Origin of the sequence: Microbacterium kyungheense (assembly GCF_006783905.1) — a bacterium.
In the GTDB taxonomy this organism is placed as follows: domain Bacteria; phylum Actinomycetota; class Actinomycetes; order Actinomycetales; family Microbacteriaceae; genus Microbacterium; species Microbacterium kyungheense.
On the sequence record NZ_VFPE01000005.1, the window covers coordinates 236,894 to 253,059 of the forward strand.

14 protein-coding genes are annotated in these 16,166 nt (G+C 70.7%); 2 read left to right on the forward strand and 12 right to left on the reverse strand.

What is annotated here, in order from left to right; all coding sequences use genetic code 11:
* Positions 1 to 40 precede the first annotated feature (40 nt).
* A complete protein-coding gene (locus FB391_RS15895) occupies positions 41 to 1,756 on the reverse strand; it encodes a WXG100 family type VII secretion target (RefSeq protein WP_141895983.1) in 1,716 nt (571 codons plus the stop codon).
* 102 nt (positions 1,757 to 1,858) lie between these two features.
* Positions 1,859 to 3,067: an MFS transporter gene (locus FB391_RS15900; protein ID WP_141895984.1), complete on the reverse strand. Its 1,209-nt coding sequence runs from the start codon at positions 3,065 to 3,067 to the stop codon at positions 1,859 to 1,861.
* A 78-nt stretch (positions 3,068 to 3,145) separates the two neighbouring features.
* Here FB391_RS15900 and FB391_RS15905 point away from each other — a divergent pair, with 78 nt between their 5' ends.
* Both FB391_RS15905 and purU read left to right on the forward strand, forming a co-directional pair.
* Positions 3,146 to 3,532: a MerR family transcriptional regulator gene (locus FB391_RS15905; RefSeq protein ID WP_141895985.1), complete on the forward strand. Its 387-nt coding sequence runs from the start codon at positions 3,146 to 3,148 to the stop codon at positions 3,530 to 3,532.
* Positions 3,533 to 3,577: 45 nt separating this feature from the next.
* Positions 3,578 to 4,447 (forward strand): formyltetrahydrofolate deformylase, encoded by an 870-nt coding sequence (gene purU / locus FB391_RS15910; protein ID WP_141895986.1) that lies wholly within the window; start codon positions 3,578 to 3,580, stop codon positions 4,445 to 4,447.
* 48 nt (positions 4,448 to 4,495) lie between these two features.
* Here purU and FB391_RS15915 read toward each other — a convergent pair whose 3' ends face one another.
* The 10 genes from FB391_RS15915 to FB391_RS15960 all read right to left on the reverse strand — a co-directional run bounded on the left by FB391_RS15915 (position 4,496) and on the right by FB391_RS15960 (position 15,957).
* The gene (locus FB391_RS15915; RefSeq protein ID WP_425462963.1) at positions 4,496 to 5,668 is read right to left on the reverse strand and encodes a thiolase family protein; all 1,173 of its coding nucleotides are present in this window, start codon (positions 5,666 to 5,668) and stop codon (positions 4,496 to 4,498) included.
* A 48-nt stretch (positions 5,669 to 5,716) separates the two neighbouring features.
* Positions 5,717 to 6,724 carry a LacI family DNA-binding transcriptional regulator gene (locus FB391_RS15920; protein ID WP_141895988.1) on the reverse strand — a complete coding sequence of 336 codons (1,008 nt, stop codon included), beginning with the start codon at positions 6,722 to 6,724 and terminating at the stop codon, positions 5,717 to 5,719.
* Positions 6,721 to 7,599 (reverse strand): ribokinase, encoded by an 879-nt coding sequence (locus FB391_RS15925; protein WP_141895989.1) that lies wholly within the window; start codon positions 7,597 to 7,599, stop codon positions 6,721 to 6,723. The genes FB391_RS15920 and FB391_RS15925 overlap by 4 nt, the downstream gene beginning before the upstream one ends.
* On the reverse strand, positions 7,596 to 8,465 hold the full coding sequence (locus tag FB391_RS15930; protein WP_141895990.1) for a carbohydrate ABC transporter permease: 870 nt from the start codon (positions 8,463 to 8,465) through the stop codon (positions 7,596 to 7,598). The genes FB391_RS15925 and FB391_RS15930 overlap by 4 nt, the downstream gene beginning before the upstream one ends.
* A complete protein-coding gene (locus FB391_RS15935) occupies positions 8,462 to 9,451 on the reverse strand; it encodes a carbohydrate ABC transporter permease (RefSeq protein WP_246093565.1) in 990 nt (329 codons plus the stop codon). The genes FB391_RS15930 and FB391_RS15935 overlap by 4 nt, the downstream gene beginning before the upstream one ends.
* The gene (locus tag FB391_RS15940; RefSeq protein WP_141895991.1) at positions 9,433 to 10,755 is read right to left on the reverse strand and encodes an ABC transporter substrate-binding protein; all 1,323 of its coding nucleotides are present in this window, start codon (positions 10,753 to 10,755) and stop codon (positions 9,433 to 9,435) included. The genes FB391_RS15935 and FB391_RS15940 overlap by 19 nt, the downstream gene beginning before the upstream one ends.
* Positions 10,752 to 11,750: a nucleoside hydrolase gene (locus tag FB391_RS15945; protein WP_342778208.1), complete on the reverse strand. Its 999-nt coding sequence runs from the start codon at positions 11,748 to 11,750 to the stop codon at positions 10,752 to 10,754. The genes FB391_RS15940 and FB391_RS15945 overlap by 4 nt, the downstream gene beginning before the upstream one ends.
* 77 nt (positions 11,751 to 11,827) lie before the next feature.
* A complete protein-coding gene (locus FB391_RS15950) occupies positions 11,828 to 12,835 on the reverse strand; it encodes an NAD(P)-dependent alcohol dehydrogenase (RefSeq protein WP_246093566.1) in 1,008 nt (335 codons plus the stop codon).
* 141 nt (positions 12,836 to 12,976) lie between these two features.
* Positions 12,977 to 13,888, reverse strand: a complete 912-nt coding sequence (locus FB391_RS15955) for a serine hydrolase (protein WP_141895993.1) — start codon at positions 13,886 to 13,888, stop codon at positions 12,977 to 12,979.
* An 86-nt stretch (positions 13,889 to 13,974) separates the two neighbouring features.
* Positions 13,975 to 15,957, reverse strand: a complete 1,983-nt coding sequence (locus FB391_RS15960; RefSeq protein ID WP_141895994.1) for a M13 family metallopeptidase — start codon at positions 15,955 to 15,957, stop codon at positions 13,975 to 13,977.
* Positions 15,958 to 16,166: the final 209 nt, after the last annotated feature.

Sequence of the window (16,166 nt, forward strand, 5' to 3'; positions counted from 1 at the left end):
AGTGGATGCCGCGGCCGCGGCATCCACGAACACTCTCCCGTCAGGGGAGCATGTGGATGTTGCTGATGCCGCTGATGGCGTCGCGGCCCGAGATCGGGCTGCCGGCGAGGTAGGCGGCGAGGCTGAAGCCGGTCCACTCGCCGCTGATGGGCGGCCGCAGGTCCATCGGCACGTCGAGGGGGTCGGCCGCGTTGAGCTTGGCGGCGTACTGATCCATCTGGGCCTGCGTGAACGTCAGCGTGACGTCGTCGCCGGCGCCGACCGTTCCCGGAACGATGCTCTGCGGGTAGAACTTGCTGCTGTTGAGCATCTGGGCGCCGATGTCGTCGGGCTTGACGTCGTACGAGTAGGTCCGCGCCGACATGTCCTCGGTGCCCGACGCGTCGATCGACTGCGACATCTGGAAGTCGCCGCGGTCGCCGTACGTCGCCGTGAGCAGCACGTCGGAGCTGCCGTCCGGGTACGTCGTCATGACCTTCGACCCCGTGTTCTGCCCGAGCTCCTTCTCGAACCCGCCGAACGGCGTGCTGAGCTCGGCCTTGGTGGCGGAGTCGTAGTCGAGCCGCTCGATCTTCGTGAGCCCCGAGACGCCGGTCGCGGCATCCTTCGGGATCTCGCCCGTGACGAGGTAGTGGTTGTAGGCCGCCTGCCCCTCGGGCGTGGAGAGGTCGAAGTCGGCGGTCTGCAGGGACTGGCCCGACAGCGAGGTGGTGTTGCTGACCATCGCCTTGATGCCCTCGACGTCGACGCCGAGACCCGCGGTGTTCGCGATGGCGTCGGTCGGACCGGACGTCACGCGCACGGTGTTCTCGTCGACGCGCTCGACGAGGCTGCTGACGCCGCTGGAGTCCTTGACCGAGGACTCCAGGGCGATGTGGTGGTACGCGGCATTCAGCTCGGTCTTCGTGTAGTCGCCGCCGTCCATCTTGACCGAGCCGCCCACCGGGATGCTGTTCGGGTCGAACGGGTTGATCGATCCCGGGTCGACGTCCCCCGCGGCGTCGGGCACCTTGACCTGGTACTCCGCGGTGACGCCGGTGCTGTAGCCGCCGCTGACCCCGGTGCCGCCCTTCTCGATGCCGCCTTCGACGCCGATGGAGACGTCGGACTTCGAGGTGTAGGTCGTGAACCCGTCCTCGGACTTCTGACCGGTCGTGTACTCGGCGCCGCCCGTGACGCCGAAGGTCACCTTGGAGCCCTTCGGCCCGTTGACCCACTCCGACAGCGAGCCGTCGCCGGAATACGTGGTCTCGCCGCTGTCCGGGTCGTACGAGACGCCGCCGCCGACCTTCGCGTCGGTGCCGTGGGTCGCCGGCGAGCCGACGGTGCCGTTGTCGGCCGAGGTCTCGTGCGATCCCTTGGCGTTCGCGCTGAGACCCGACTCGTCCGGGGCCGTCTCGCCGTCGGGAGCGGCCGAGGCGCCCGCTCCCCCGCTGGAGCCTCCCGGGCCTCCGGATGCTCCGCCGCCAGCGCCGCCCGCACCGCCGCCGTTCACGGCGCTCGTGGCCTGCTGGTCTTCGGCGTTCGCCTTCACGCGGTCCGAAGCGCGACGCAGCGTCGTGGCGGCGTTGGTGAGGATGGGCGAGAGCTCGCTCGACCACTGCCCGCGCAGCTTGTCTCCGTCCGGGCCCGTCCAGCGGGCGCCCGTGACCGTCGACTGCAGTGCCCGCCGCGCGTCCTCGAGCGAATCCGCTCCGGCGGCCAGCTGCCGGGCGAACGCGCGCAGCTCATCGACATCGGCACCGTAGAACGCCATGGACTCCCTCTCACCGGCACGTTTCGTGCATCCGGAGCGTAACAGCGCGCGGGATCGACACCCCATGGGGCGGATTCCCCATCGGACGCCGGAACCGGCGCCTCACGCGCGGCGCGAGGAGAGGACCGCACCGACCGCGGCGAGCACCGCCGCCAGCAGCACCGCGGCTCCCGAGACGGCCGGGTTCGCGCTCGGCCCGAACGCGGCGCTCAGCTGGCCGCCCGCCCACGAGCCCACAGCGATCCCCACGTTGAACAGGACGATGATCGCGGCGCTGGCGAGGTCGCGCAGGCGATCGGAGGCCCCCCGCATCAGCGCCGTCTGGATGAGCGGGAAGACGGCGCCCGTCGCCGCACCCCACACTGCCAGGCCCGCGATCACGATCGCCGGCTGCCCCGGGAACACGGCCAGCGCCGCGAACGCCAGCGCGAACAGGACGAGCGTGGCCGGGAGCGCGGAGCGCGGGAACCGGTCGGCGAGCGCGCCGGCCACCGCGACCCCCGCCATGCCCGCAGCACCGAACACGAACAGCAGCACGCTCGCCCACGCGTCGGGCACGCCGGCGGACTCGGCCAGGTACGGACGGATGTAGACGAAGGAGAGGAATTGCGCGAGCCCGATCAGCAAACCCGAGAGCCCGAAGGCCAGCAGAGCCGGAATCGAGCGATCGTGCCGCAGCGGCTCGCGGGCGTCCCGGGCGACGGGCACCACGATCGAGCGCGGCAGCCGCCGGAGCACGATGGCGGCGAGCAGCATCATCCCGACGCCCATCACTGCGAACGAGACGCGCCAGTTCGTGAGCTGGGCGAGCGCGGTCGCCGCCGGCAGGCCCAGCACGGTGGCCGCCGTGCCGCCACCGGTCACGAGCGCGAGGCCCCGGCCGAGCTGTGATCCGGTCAGCAGCGAGGACGCGTAGACGATGACGATCGCCCAGAACACGCCGTGCGCGATCGCGGCGATCACGCGCGTGCCGAACGCGAACTCGTAGCTCGGCGCGAACGCCGTGGCCACGTTGGCCACGGCGAACACGGCGAGAGAGGCCGCCACCACGATGCGCCGGTCGATGCGCCGCGTCGCACGGGTGAGCGGCAGGCTCGTGGCGATCACGACGATCGCCCACACCGAGACCAGCATGCCGATCCGCAGGGGGTCTACGCCCAGTTCCGCCGCCATCTCGGGCATGAGCCCGGCGGGGAGCGACTCGGCCGTCACCGTCACGAACACTCCGAGCGAGAGGAGCAGCAGCGCACCGAGCGGGAGGCGGGCACGGACGGGTGAGGGGACGGTCACCGGGGTCGTGGACGTGGTCATGCAGCGAGGCTAAACTTTGACACTGATGTCAATGTCAAGCTTTCGGGCGAAACGGGACGACACACGAGCGGAGACGGCATGAAGATCGGCGAACTGTCGGAGCGCACCGGGATTCCGACACGCATGCTGCGGTACTACGAGGACCAGGGCCTGCTCACCTCCGAGCGCTCCGCCAACGGCTACCGCGCCTACGCCGAGGCCGACGTCGAGCGTGCGACACGCGCCCGGGGGCTCGTCCAGTCGGGGCTCACGACGCGACTGGCGAAGGTGGTGCTCGACGTGGAGCTCTCGTGCGCCGACGGCACACCCCCGCCATGCTCGCGCGAACTCGGCGAGATGCTCACCGCGGAACTCGCCGCACTCGACGAGCGGCTGGCGTGCCTCACCCGCAGTCGCGACTCCGTGGCCCGGTTCCTGGCCCTCGCCCGCAACGACGATCTCATGGCGGCCGCACCTCCGGCGTGACGGCATCCGTCTCTGCTTCGCGCCACGACAGGGCAGAATCGAACAATGGCCGAACAGCTCAAGCCCGATCACGTCTGCCTCATCGTCCACGGCAGTGACCAGCCGGGGATCGTGGCCGCGGTGTCGGCGATGATCACCCGCATCGGCGGAAACATCGTCGCGTTCGACCAGTACTCCGACGACCCGACCGGCGGGGCGTACTTCCAGCGGGTCGTGTTCCACCGGCCGGGCTTCGCCGCAGACCGCCCGCTCATCGAGAGCGAGATCGCGCAGACGCTCGCCGGCTTCGAGCTGGAGTGGTCGCTGACCGACCAGTCGGTGCCCAAGCGCATGGCGATCCTGTCGTCGAAGCAGGACCACTGCCTGCTCGACCTGCTGTGGCGCCACCGCCGCGGCGACCTGCCCGTGACGATCCCGATGGTGATCTCGAACCACACCACGTCCGCCGAGGACGTGCGCTCGTTCGGCGTCCCCTTCTTCCACGTGCCGGGTGTGCCGGGGCCCGACAAGTCGGCCTCCGAGGCGAAGATCCTCGAGCTGCTCAAGGGCAACGTCGACTTCGTCGTGCTCGCCCGCTACATGCAGATCCTCTCCGGCGACTTCCTGGCGGAGCTGGGCGTGCCGGTGATCAACATCCACCACTCGTTCCTGCCGGCCTTCATCGGCGCCGAGCCGTACAAGAAGGCGAAGGAGCGGGGCGTCAAGCTCATCGGCGCGACCTCGCACTACGTCACGGACGACCTCGACGAGGGCCCGATCATCGAGCAGGACACCGTCCGCGTCACCCACGCCGACTCGGCGGCGGAGCTCGCCCGTCGCGGCGCCGATGTCGAGCGCCAGGTGCTCTCGCGTGCGGTGCTGTGGCACGCGCAGGACCGGGTGCTGCGCCACGGAAACCACACGATCATCTTCTGACGGGTCAGCCGCCGCGGGGCCCGGCAGGCAGCGGGGTGAGGGCCGAGCTCAGCGCTCGAGCACGACGGCGAGGCCCTGCCCGACGCCGATGCAGATCGCGGCGACCGCCACCCCGCCGCCGCGGCGGGCGAGCTCGTGCGCGGCGTGGCCGATGATGCGCCCGCCCGATGCACCGAGCGGGTGGCCGATCGCGAGCGCCCCGCCGTGGATGTTCACGCGCTCGGGGTCGAGCTCGGACCACCCTCGGATGTCGGCCAGCGACTGCGACGCGAACGCCTCGTTCAGCTCGACGAGGTCCACATCGGCCCACGTGCGGCCCGCCCGCGCGAGCGCCTTGTTCGCGGCCTCGATCGGCGCCAGCGGGAACTCGTCCGGATCGACGCCGTGCGCGGCGCGGGCCGTGATCCGGGCGAGGGGCTCAGCCGGGAGCGCGCCCTCGCGGCCGAGCAGCACCGCCGACGCGCCGTCGTTGATCGGCGAGGAGTTGCCGGCGGTGACGGTGCCGTTCTCGTCCGAGGCGAACAGCGGACGCAGGGCCGCGAGCTTCTGTACGGACGTGTCGTCACGGATGCCCTCGTCGCGGGCGAGCTCGGCCCCCGGCACCTGCACGATCTCGCCGTCGTAGACGCCGGCGGCCCACGCCGCGGCCGCGAGGCGATGCGACCGCACGGCGAAGGCGTCCTGCGCCTCGCGCGAGATGCCCTGCGCACGCGCGACCTGCTCGGCCGACTCGCCGTTCGAGATCGTCCAGTGCTTCGGCAGCCGCGGGTTGGTCATTCGCCAGCCGATGGAGGTGTTCCACAGTGTCTGGTTGCCGACGCTCGGCCATGCGCGGGGCGACTTCTCGACGACGAACGGCGCCCGGCTCATCGACTCGACCCCGCCCGCCAGCACGATGTCGGCGTCGCCCGCGTCGATCGCGCGCGACGCCTGGATCACCGCCTCGACCGAGGACGCGCACAGCCTGTTGACGGTGACGCCGGGAACCGAGGTCGGAAAGCCCGCCAGCAGCGCGCCCATCCGGGCGACGTTGCGGTTGTCCTCGCCGGCCTGGTTGGCGTCGCCGAAGATCACGTCGTCGATCCGCGCCGCGTCGAGCCCGGTGCGCTCGACCGTCGCCGCCATCACGACGGCGGCGAGGTCGTCGGGACGGATGCCCGACAGCGCGCCGCCCGCGCGACCGAACGGCGTGCGGACCGCATCGTAGATGTATGTCGCCATCACATTCGCCTCCCCGGATGCCGGCGGTCGCGGCATCCCTTCCGCCCGTCAGCCCGCGTGGTCCGCGAGTCCGCACCCGCACGACTGCAGCCGGCGCAGCGACGGCTCCAGGACGAGGTGGACGGGGACCGAAGCGTCGGCGCGAGCCACCAGGATCTCGACGGCCTCGGCCGCGAGACGGTGCACGTCCTGCACGACCGAGGTCAGCGGCGGAACCGTGTAGCGCCCCGCCTCGGAGCCGTCGAGCGACACCACCGCGACGTCGTCCGGCACGTCCGCCCCGGCTTCGCGCAACGCGCTCAGGGCGCCGATGGCCTGGGCGTCGCTGGCGGTGAACAGGCCGTCGAAGTCGACCCCCGACGCGGCGATCGCGGACTGCACCGCACGGTAGCCCGCCTCACGCGAGAAGGCGCTGCGCCAGATGCGGGCGTCGCTGTCGTCGCCGGTCGTCTCGCGCCACCCCTGGTCGCGCTCGCGCACGGGCTCGAGCTCAGCGGGACCCGAGAGGAACCGCAGCCGGGTGCGGCCGTGCTCCTGCAGGTGCCGCACACCCAGCGCGGCGGCGGCGCGGTTGTCGGTCACCACGCTCGAGTGCGTCGCCCCGACGGCGGCGCGGTCGAGAAGCACGAGCGGGATGCCGGCGGCCTCGATCTCGTGCACGTCCGGGGCGGCGGACGCGCTGATCAGCACGACACCGTCGACCTGCCGGTCCAGGAACGAGCGCAGGTAGCTCTGCTCGCGCTCGACGTCATTGGCGGCGGTGCCGATGATCAGCACGTAGCCGCGCCGCTGCGCCTCATCCTCCATCGCCTGCGCGAGCTCGGCGAAGTGAGGGTTCAGGTGGTCCGGCATGAGCATCGCGATCGAGTGCGTCCGCGTGCCGCGAAGCGCTTGGGCGATCTTGTTCGGGCGGTAGCCGAGCTCGGCGATCGCGGCTTCCACGCGGCGACGCGCGTCCGCCGACACCGGACGAGGTCCCCCGTTGAGCACGTAGCTCACCACCGCCGGCGACACCCCGGCGGCCTGCGCGACGTCGGACCGCCGCACCGACGTCATCGCGCCTCCGCGGCGCGGGCGCCGGCGAACTGCACGGTCCGCGTCCCGGCAGACACGCCGCTGCCGACGGCCGCCGCGAGGTCGTCTCCGCGCGTCAGCCGCGCGACCATGGCACCCACGAACGCGTCGCCGGCACCGGTCGTGTCGACGACTTCGACCCGTTGCGCATGCGCCCGACCGCCCTCTCCGCGCGCGGCCCAGACGGCCCCGCCCGCGCCCAGTGTAATCACAACCGATCGCGCCACCTCGGCGAGCGTCTCCGCGAGATCGGGGCCCGAGAGCCGGTCGCTGCCGACGCCGAGTGCCAGCGCGGTCTCTTCCGCTTCGAGCTCGTTGACCACGAGGGGGTCGGCGACGGCGATGACGTGACGCGGCACGTCGATCGCCGGCGCCAGGTTGAGGACGAAGCGCAGCGATGCCGACTCCGCGGCCTCTGCGGCGGCGGTGATCGCCTCGACCGGCGACTCCCCCTGGGTCAGCACGGTGCGCGCACCGGACTCGACGATCGCCTCACGCACCTCCGCTGCGGTGAGCGCGTCGTTGGCCCCTGAAGAGACGATGATCGAGTTCTGCCCGTCGTCGTCGATCATGATGACCGCTGTGCCGGTGGTGGCGTCGGGGTCGGCGCGGATGCGGGTGACGTCGACGCCGGCCGCCACGAGCTGCGCGACCAGCGCCGCCCCGTCGGCGCCGACGACGCCCACCATCGCACACGGCACCCCGGCCTCCCTGACCGCGACGGCTTGGTTGGCCCCCTTGCCGCCCGAGCGCCGCGTGAGCGAGGACGACAGCACCGTCTCGCCCGCCCACGGCAGCCGCTGCACCCGTAGCCCCAGGTCGTAGTTGACCGACCCCACGACGACGACATCCGTCATTTCAGGCCTTTCGTCGCCACGGACTGGGTGAAGTAGCGCTGCAGCACGAGCAGCAGCACGGCCGGGATCACCGAGATGACGAGGGCGCCGCCGAACATCTGCCCGAAGTTGAAGCTCGTGTCAGAGAACGTCCGCGACAGCGCGATCGCCGCCACCTGGATGTTGTCGTCCGAGACCACGAGCAGCGGCCACAGGTACGCGCTCCACTGCGCCAGGAAGATGAGCAGTGCGGAATTGATCACGGGTGTCACGCTCAGCGGCAGGTAGACCTGCGTCATCGTGCGGAACTCCGACGCGCCGTCGACGCGGGATGCCTCGTGCAGCTCGGGCGGGATGCCGAGGAAGAACTGCCGCAGGTTGAAGATCGCCAGACCGTTGCCGATGCCCGGCAGGATCAGGCCGATGTACGTGTTGTCGAGATGCCATTGCGTGAAGATCTGCGCGAGCGGGATCGCGATCGCCTCGAAGGGGATCATGAACCCGACGACCAGGACGGCGAACACGAGCTCCCTGCCGGGGAACCGGAACACGCTCAGCGCGTAGGCGGCGGGGATCGAGATCGCCAGCCCCAGCGCGACGCTCGCGAAGCCCACGATCAGCGAGTTCATGAGCGCCTGGCCGAACCGCAGGGGCCCGAACAGCGACGCGTAGTTGTCGAGGGTCCACACGTCCGGGACGAGGGTGTTCCAGCTGAGCGGACTGACGCTGCCGATCACGTCGCTGCCGGGTCGCAGCGAGCCGAGCAGCATCCAGATCGCCGGCAGCACGAACAGCAGGCCGACCAGGGCCGCCAGCACGCCCAGCAGCCAGCGCTGCGCGATGACGCGACCGCGCAGCGATCTCCTCCCCGCCGTCTGCGCGGTCATCGGGCATCCTCCTTCAGCAGCCGGAACTGGACGAACACGATGATGAGCATCACGACGGTCAGGATGACCGTGGCCGTCGCGCCCTGGTTCGGCTGCGAGTACGTGTAGGTGCGCCGGTAGGCGTCGAACATGAGCATGGTCGTGGAGTTCTGCGGGCCGCCCCCGGTGAGCATCTGCATGGGGACGAACAGCACGAAGTTCGCGACGGTGTCGGCGACCAGCACGAACAGCAGCGGCCGCTTGAGCATCGGGAGCGTCACCGACCAGAAGCTGCGCCACGCCCCCGCGCCGTCGAGGGATGCCGCCTCGTAGAGCTCGTCGGGGATCTCGTTGATGCCGGCGATGAGGAAGATCATCCAGTACCCGATGCCCACCCACGACGCGACGAGCATGATGCTCGCGAGCGCCTGCGTCGGAGACGACAGGAACGGCTGAGCGGGAAGGCCCAGCGCCTGGAGGATGCCGTTGATCGGCCCGTCCGCGCGCAGGGCGACGCCCCACGCGATCGACGACCCCACCAGCGGGATCGTGCACGGGATGAAGACGGCCATGCGCCACAGCCCCCGCGCCGGCACACGCCGGGTCAGCAGCACCGCGATGACGAGCGCCAGCGCGATCTGCAGCGGGTTGATGATGACGTTGAACAGCAGCGTGCGGCCGAGCGTCGCCTGGAAGAGCGGGTCGGACAGCAGCTCGATGTAGTTCTGGAACCCGGCGAACCGCTCCTCGGCGAGCAGGCCGATGCCGTCGCGGACGTGGAGGGTCGAGATCACTGCACCGACGAACGGGATGATGCGGATGAGGAGGATGGTCACCACCGCCGGTGCCAGGAAGGCGGCGACCATCAGCCACAGCCGTCCCACCCGGCGGCGGCGGGCGCGGGCGGGTCGCTCCTCCCGCGCGGCGGCGCGGCGGACGTCGCCGCGCGGCGGGGTGGGGACCCCCTCCGAGGTCCCCACCGCCTCGATCACTTGTACTGCTTCCATGCGCCGTTCAGCTCGGTCTCTGCCGCGGCCAGTGCGGTCGCGGGGTCGGCGCCGTTCGCGATGTCCGAGAACGCGCGCCCGATGATCTCTTCGAACTCGATGTAGCCGACGGTGGACGCCCGTGCGACCGCGGAGGTCGTGGACTCCTCGTTCACGACGTCGGCCGACTGCTTGCCGCCCTCGGACGACGTGAACGCGGGACCGGCGAGGTACGACTCGAGGCCCTTGATGTTCGCAGGCAGCTCGGCGAAGTCGCGGTACTCGCCGTATCCGCCCTGACCGTCGATGGCCATCCAGTCGATGAAGATCGCCGCCGCCTCCTTGTTCTTCGAGAACGGGTTGATGCCGAGCGACCACGAGCCCGTCGGCGTGGCGGGGTCGCCGCCCTCCCACACCGGGTTCAGCGCCGCTCCCCAGGCGAAGGTCGCGTCCTGCATCTTCGGGACCATCCAGTTGCCCTCGACGAAGAACGCGGTCTTGCCGGCGAGGAACGTGGCGTCGGTCTGCTCGGGCGTGATGCCCTTGGGCGACACGCCGTCGCTGAACAGCGAGCCGTAGTACGCCATGGCGTCGACCCAGCCGTCATTGGTGATGTCGGGGGTGAGCATGTCGTCTCCCGTCACGCCGACGCCTCCGCCCGCCGAGACCGGCAGCGGCTCGAGCTGGTAGTAGCGGTCGGGCTGTCCGACCATCAGCCCGATGTCGGCGCCGCCCGAGGCCTGTGCCTGCGCGGCGAGCTCCTTGAGCTGCTGCCACGTCACCCGCTCGCCGGTGGAGCCGGGCGGCGTGATGCCGGCGGCATCCAGGATGTCCTTGTTGTAGAACAGCACCTGCGTGGAGTTGGCGATCGGCACCGACCAGAGCTTGCCGTCGTACGAGCTGGACTCGACGGTGGCCGGGACGAGGCCGTCCAGCCGGTCCGAGAACTGCTCGGTGAGGTCCTCGAGATATCCGCGCGCCGACAGGGCGGGCACGCGGGGCTGGTCCACCCAGAAGACGTCGGGGTCGCCGCTCTTGGAGGTGATGCGGGTGTCGAGCACGCTGTTGAGGTCGTCGAACGGGACGTACTGGTAGTTGACGTCGATGCTCGGGTGCGCCTTCTCGAAGGCGTCGATCACCTCTGCCATGTTGTCGGCGACGGGGTCGATGATCCCGACGACGTTGATCTTGGCGGTCGGGTCCTCGTCGGGGATGCTCCAGTCGCCGGAGGGCTCGGCGGACGAGGAGTCAGCGGCGCAGCCGGCCAGCAGCACTGCTGCGGCGGCGCCGAGCGCGAGGGTCTTGCCGAATGCGGCACGGTTCATGCGATGGCCTCCAGATTCTTCAGGAAATGGTTGTTGAACCCGGCGACGTCGACGGCGACGGCGACCGAGGCATTGGGACGGGCGGGACGCGGGGTCCCGTCGGGACCGCTGCCGGTGCAGCGGAAGTCGCAGACCATCACGCCGCGGGTGAGGTCGGCCTGGCTGACGGCGACGTGGGCGTCGCGCCAGGTGAGCAGGTCGGGGCGGGTGACCGCCGCCACGGCGAGCGGATCGTGCATCGCGCACGACGTGATGCCCGGCTCGTCGATCTCGGCGATGTGGTCGATCCATGCCGCCGTGTACTCTCCCGCGAAGGCGGTGAACTGGCGGTCGCTCGCCGCCATCTCGAGCGCCTGCGCACGCTCGACGCGCACCTGGAGGGTGACGTCGAGTCCGACCCACTTGGCGGCGATGCCGGAGTCCAGGACGACCGCGGCCGCCTCGGGATCGCACCAGATGTTGAACTCGCCCGGCATCGCGGCGTTGTTGGTCTGGCCTTCGAAGACGCCGCCCATGATCACGAGCGACTTGAGCGCACCGGCGAAGCCGGGGTCCAGGCGCATCGCGAGCGCGACGTTGGTGAGCGGGCCCACGGCGACGAGGGTGATCTCGCCGGGGTGCGCGCGCACGATCTCGACCATCGCCTCGGCGGCGACGCCCTCGCGCGGCTCACGGACCGGCACGTCCTCCGGGAGCGACCCCTGGCGCGCCTGGGGTCGCACCAGCGGACGCGTCGCGCCGCGCACGACGGGGACGTCGGGGCGGCCCAGGCGGTGCAGCAGCTCCAGCGTGAGCGCGGTCGCGGTGTCGGCATCGGTGTTGCCGTTCACCGTCGTGACGAGCTCGAGCGCGATGCCCGGGTCGGCCAGCGCGAGCGCCAGCGCGAATCCGTCGTCGATGTCGCTGCCGGGAGCCCCCATCGCGAGGTCTACATCAAGTACCACTCGTTCCACTGCGAACACTCCTCCTCGTTGAGTACGGCCGCCAGTCAACACGAGTTGAATGACGGCCGCAAGTGATTGATCAACACGAGTTGATCACAATCAGGACACGGTGCGCCGCACCGCGGGGATCAGCGTTGCGGGTGGATGACGGCCTTCATCGAGTTCGGCTCGGTCCTGGCGAGCAGAAGCGCGTCGACGGTGGCGTCGAGCGGGAAGTGATGGGTGACGATGGATGCGGCATCCACTCGCCCCGAGGCGACGAGGGCCATGGCCGTCGGCCACGTGTGCGCGTAGCGGTTCACGAGCGACACCGTGAGCTCGCGGACGTTCAGTCGCGACAGCGGCAGCTCGACGGCCTGCTTGGGCATGCCGACCATCGCCGCCCGCCCGCCGTTGCGCAGGCGCCAGAGCCCGTCCGCCAGCGCCGTGGGCGCCCCCGAGCACTCCAGCAGCACGTCGAACTCCGGATCGTGGCTGCCGCCCCCGGCCCGCTCGACCTCGAATCCGAGCGACGCGGCGAGCTCCAGGCGGTACGGCGAGACGTCGACCACGCGCACGCTCGACGCCCCGAAGGCCCGTGCCACCTGCGCGGCGAGCACCCCGACCGGTCCGGCACCGGTCACGAGCACGCGATCCCCCGGCCGCATGCCGGCGCGACGGCACGCCCAGATGCCGACCGACAGCGGCTCGAGCATGGCGCCCTCGTCGAAGCTCATGCTCTCGGGCATCGGGAAGAGATTGCGCTCATCCATCGCCATGAACTGCGTCAGCGCGCCGTCGTGAGGGGGCGTCGCGAGGAACACGAGATCCGCGCACAGGTGGTAGTCGCCCGCGAGACAGTCGTCGCAGTCGCGGCACGGGGTGCCCGGTTCCACCGCGACACGGTCGCCGACCTTCACCTGCGTGACTCCCGCGCCGACCTCGACGACGGTGCCCGCGACCTCATGCCCGAGGACGATCGGGCCGTCGACGACCCAGTCGCCGATGTAGCCGACGGTGAAGTACGTCGTGTCGGAGCCGCACACGCCCACGGATTCGATGCGCACGAGCGCCTGGCGCGCAGCGAGCTGCGGCACCGGCCGGTCTTCGATCTCGATCCTCGACAGCTCCGGCATCACGGCGGTGCGATTGGACACGACTGACTCCTCTTTGTGTCTGTTCGCGCGGCATCAGCGCCGCACGTCCTCCCGTGTCTACACGAGTTGAATGCGGCAGGGAAGCCCGAACACGCCGCCCCGACCACCCCGCACAGGTGACCGATCAGCGCCGGGACGCCGTCAGAACACGTACTCCATGAGATCGGTGCCGAGGATCCGGAAGGCCTCGTGCGCCCGCAGGCGGTGCGAGATCGACAGATCGTCGAAGCACACGATGAGCGCGTACGAGACGCCGGCGCGCGGACCGGCCAGGACGCCGGCCTCGACGCGGATGCCGGCATCCCGACCCGTCTTGTTGATGAAGAGCAGCCCGTGCTCGTCGTTCTCGTGCGAGAACGGGTCGAGGCCCGTCGCCGACGCGACGAGCGACAGGTCGTGGTTGAGGCTCAGCCACTCGGCGACCTGCGCGCTCACGCCGGGCGAGACGACCTGCGAGTTGACCAGCGCGGCGAACACCTCGGCGAGCTCGCGCGCAGACCCGAGCGCGAAGTGCGGGGCGTCGTCGGGGCCGCGCTCGTCGCGGAAGCGGTCGAGCAGCGCGGACCGCGAGAGCCCCAGCTGCTCGATCCTCGCGCGCACGGCCGGCAGGCCCACCCGGGCCAGGAGCGCGTTGGCCGCCATCGCATCGCCGGTAGACGCGGTGAGCACGGCGAGGTCGACGAGCGGCAGGGCCGGCGCCTTGAGGTGCTGCCACACGCCCCCCACGCCGACTGCCTCGTAGTGCGCGCGGTCGATGATCTCGAGCGGTTCCAGGCGTCCGGACTCGAACGCCGCCGCCACCTCGATCAGCAGCGGCACGACCCCGAGCCCGGCGACCGGCAGCGTCACGAAGTCGTCGCCCGAGAGCACCGACGTGCCCCGGTCGAGGTCGGTGATGCGCACCGAGATCTTCGCGCCGGACGCGGCGAGGTCGTCGAGCGCCTTCAGCGTCGACGCGAACGAACGACGGCCGACGGCCGCCCGCTTCGGCAGTCGTTTTCCGGTGCTCCGTCGCGCCCCCCGCAGCGACTCGGCATCCTTTCGGGGCTCCATGCCCACGGAGCGTCCTTCCCCAGATCTCGGTGTGATTCGGTGGCGACGCCGGCCGTGGCGCGGCGTCGGGGGCAGGGGGTCGGCGGTCACCAGATGGTGACGCGCTGATCCTCGTCGAGCCAGAGTGCGTCCGACTCGGTGACACCGAACGCGTCGTAGAACGCGCCGATGTTGCGGACGATCTGGTTGCACCGGAACTCGTTGGGCGAGTGCGGGTCGATCGTCAGCAGGCGGATGGTCTCGGCGTCACGGCCCTTCTGCTGCCAGATCTGCCCCCAGCTGAGCAGAAGGCGCTGGATGCCGGTGAACCCGTCGATCTCGGGCGCCGCGGTCGGCACGCCCTCTTCGTCGGTGCCGAGCGACAGGGCGTACGCGCGGATCGCGATGCCCAGGCCGCCGAGGTCGCCGATGTTCTCACCGATCGTCAGCGCGCCGTTGACGTGGTGCTCGTCGGCGAGTCCCTGCGGCACGAGCGCGTCGTACTGCGCGATGAGGCTCTTCGTGCGCTCCTCGAACGCGGCGCGGTCGTCGTCGGTCCACCAGTCGCGCAGCGACCCGTCGCCGTCGAAGCGGCTGCCCTGGTCGTCGAAGCCGTGGCCGATCTCGTGCCCGATGACCGCGCCGATGCCGCCGTAGTTGGCGGCCGCGTCGCGCTCGGCGTCGAAGAACGGGTACTGCAGGATGGCCGCGGGGAACACGATCTCGTTCATCAGCGGGTTGTAGTACGCGTTGACGGTCTGGGGGGTCATGAACCACTCGTCGCGGTCGATCGGCTGACCGACCTTGGCGAGCTGGCGGTCGTGCTCCCACACGTGCGCGCGACGGACGTTGCCGACGACGTCCTCGGCGTCGATCTCGAGCGTGGAGTAGTCCTTCCACGTCGTCGGGTAGCCGATCTTCGGGGTGAAGGCGTCGAGCTTCGCGAGCGCGCGCTCGCGGGTCTCGGGGCTCATCCACTCCAGGTCGGCGATCGACTGGCGGTACGCCTCGATGAGGTTGCCGACGAGCTCGTCCATCGCCACCTTCGCCGCCGGCGGGAAGTGGCGCTCGACGTAGACGCGGCCGATGGCCTCGCCCATGGCGGCCTCGGCGAGGCTGACGCCGCGCTTCCACCGCTCGCGGTTGACGGGGACGCCGGTGAGCTGCGTGCCGTAGAAGCCGAAGTTCTCGGCGACGAACTCCTCCGACAGGAACGGGGCGGCCGAGTGGACGACCGCGAACCGCAGCCAGGCCTTCCAGTCCTCCAGGCGGTCCTCGACCAGCAGAGCACCGAGGCCCTCGAAGAAGCTCGGCTGGTAGACGTTGATCTCGGCGAACGCGTCCGCGTGCTCGGCCGCGGCACCCTCGCGCCACGGCGTGAGGTCGACGCCGACGAGGGCCTGCACCTCGTCCCAGGTCTTCAGGTTGTAGGTCTTGACGGCATCCCGGCTGGCGACGTTGTCCCAGTGGTGGGTGGCGAGCTCCGTCTCCAGCGCCACGATGCGATCGGCGGATGCCTCGGCCTCGGCGACTCCGGCCAGCTCCAGTATGCGGTGCACGTGCGAGCGGAACGCGATGCGCGTCTCTTGGAAGTTCTCGAGCCGGTAGTAGCTCTCGTCCGGGAGCGACAGGCCGCCCTGAAGGAAGAACGGCACGTAGCGCTGCGGGTTGCCCGGGTCGGGCTCGATGTACAGGTGGATGAGCGCGGCGACGCCGTCGCGCTCGAACTCGCCGATCGTGCGGAGGAACCCGGGGATGTCGGCGACGGCCTCGACGCGCGCGAGCGTGTCGGCCAGCGGCGCGGCACCGCGCTCCTCGATGCGCTCGGTGTCCATGAAGCTCGTGTAGAGGTCGCCGATCTTGCGCGCCTCTGTGCCCGGCTCGGCCTGCTGCGACTCTTCGACGATCGCGTGCACGTCCTTCTCGGCCTGCTCGGCGATCAGGTGGAACGAACCCCAGCGCGCCTTGTCTTCGGGGATCTCGGTCCGTTCGATCCACGAGCCGTTGACGTGGCGGAACAGATCATCCTGAGGGCGGATCTCGGCGCTGAGTTCCTCGAGCGCGAGACCGGAGCGGGGGGCGTCGGTCATGCGTTCCAGGTTAGCCGCCCGGCCGAGGACGGGAAGCCGCGGGCCGACACCGTAGCGGGGTCGTTATGGCCCGTCCCCCGTCAGGCCGTTCCTCATCCGAGGACGCCTGCCGAGCTGCGGACCAGATCCGCGTCATCGGCCCGCATGCCGGCTCGGCCCCTCCGTTGAGGACGCGAGCGTTGAGGACGCGAGGGACGAGTGGATGCCGC

What these genes read in the sequence shown, in the direction of transcription:
- FB391_RS15895 (WP_141895983.1), bottom strand. Translation starts at nt 1,756, where the DNA reads ATGGCGTTCTACGGTGCCGATGTCGATGAGCTGCGCGCGTTCGCCCGG.
- FB391_RS15900 (WP_141895984.1), bottom strand. Translation starts at nt 3,067, where the DNA reads ATGACCACGTCCACGACCCCGGTGACCGTCCCCTCACCCGTCCGTGCC.
- FB391_RS15905 (WP_141895985.1), top strand. Translation starts at nt 3,146, where the DNA reads ATGAAGATCGGCGAACTGTCGGAGCGCACCGGGATTCCGACACGCATG.
- purU (WP_141895986.1), top strand. Translation starts at nt 3,578, where the DNA reads ATGGCCGAACAGCTCAAGCCCGATCACGTCTGCCTCATCGTCCACGGC.
- FB391_RS15915 (WP_425462963.1), bottom strand. Translation starts at nt 5,668, where the DNA reads ATGGCGACATACATCTACGATGCGGTCCGCACGCCGTTCGGTCGCGCG.
- FB391_RS15920 (WP_141895988.1), bottom strand. Translation starts at nt 6,724, where the DNA reads ATGACGTCGGTGCGGCGGTCCGACGTCGCGCAGGCCGCCGGGGTGTCG.
- FB391_RS15925 (WP_141895989.1), bottom strand. Translation starts at nt 7,599, where the DNA reads ATGACGGATGTCGTCGTCGTGGGGTCGGTCAACTACGACCTGGGGCTA.
- FB391_RS15930 (WP_141895990.1), bottom strand. Translation starts at nt 8,465, where the DNA reads ATGACCGCGCAGACGGCGGGGAGGAGATCGCTGCGCGGTCGCGTCATC.
- FB391_RS15935 (WP_246093565.1), bottom strand. Translation starts at nt 9,451, where the DNA reads ATGGAAGCAGTACAAGTGATCGAGGCGGTGGGGACCTCGGAGGGGGTC.
- FB391_RS15940 (WP_141895991.1), bottom strand. Translation starts at nt 10,755, where the DNA reads ATGAACCGTGCCGCATTCGGCAAGACCCTCGCGCTCGGCGCCGCCGCA.
- FB391_RS15955 (WP_141895993.1), bottom strand. Translation starts at nt 13,888, where the DNA reads ATGGAGCCCCGAAAGGATGCCGAGTCGCTGCGGGGGGCGCGACGGAGC.
- FB391_RS15960 (WP_141895994.1), bottom strand. Translation starts at nt 15,957, where the DNA reads ATGACCGACGCCCCCCGCTCCGGTCTCGCGCTCGAGGAACTCAGCGCC.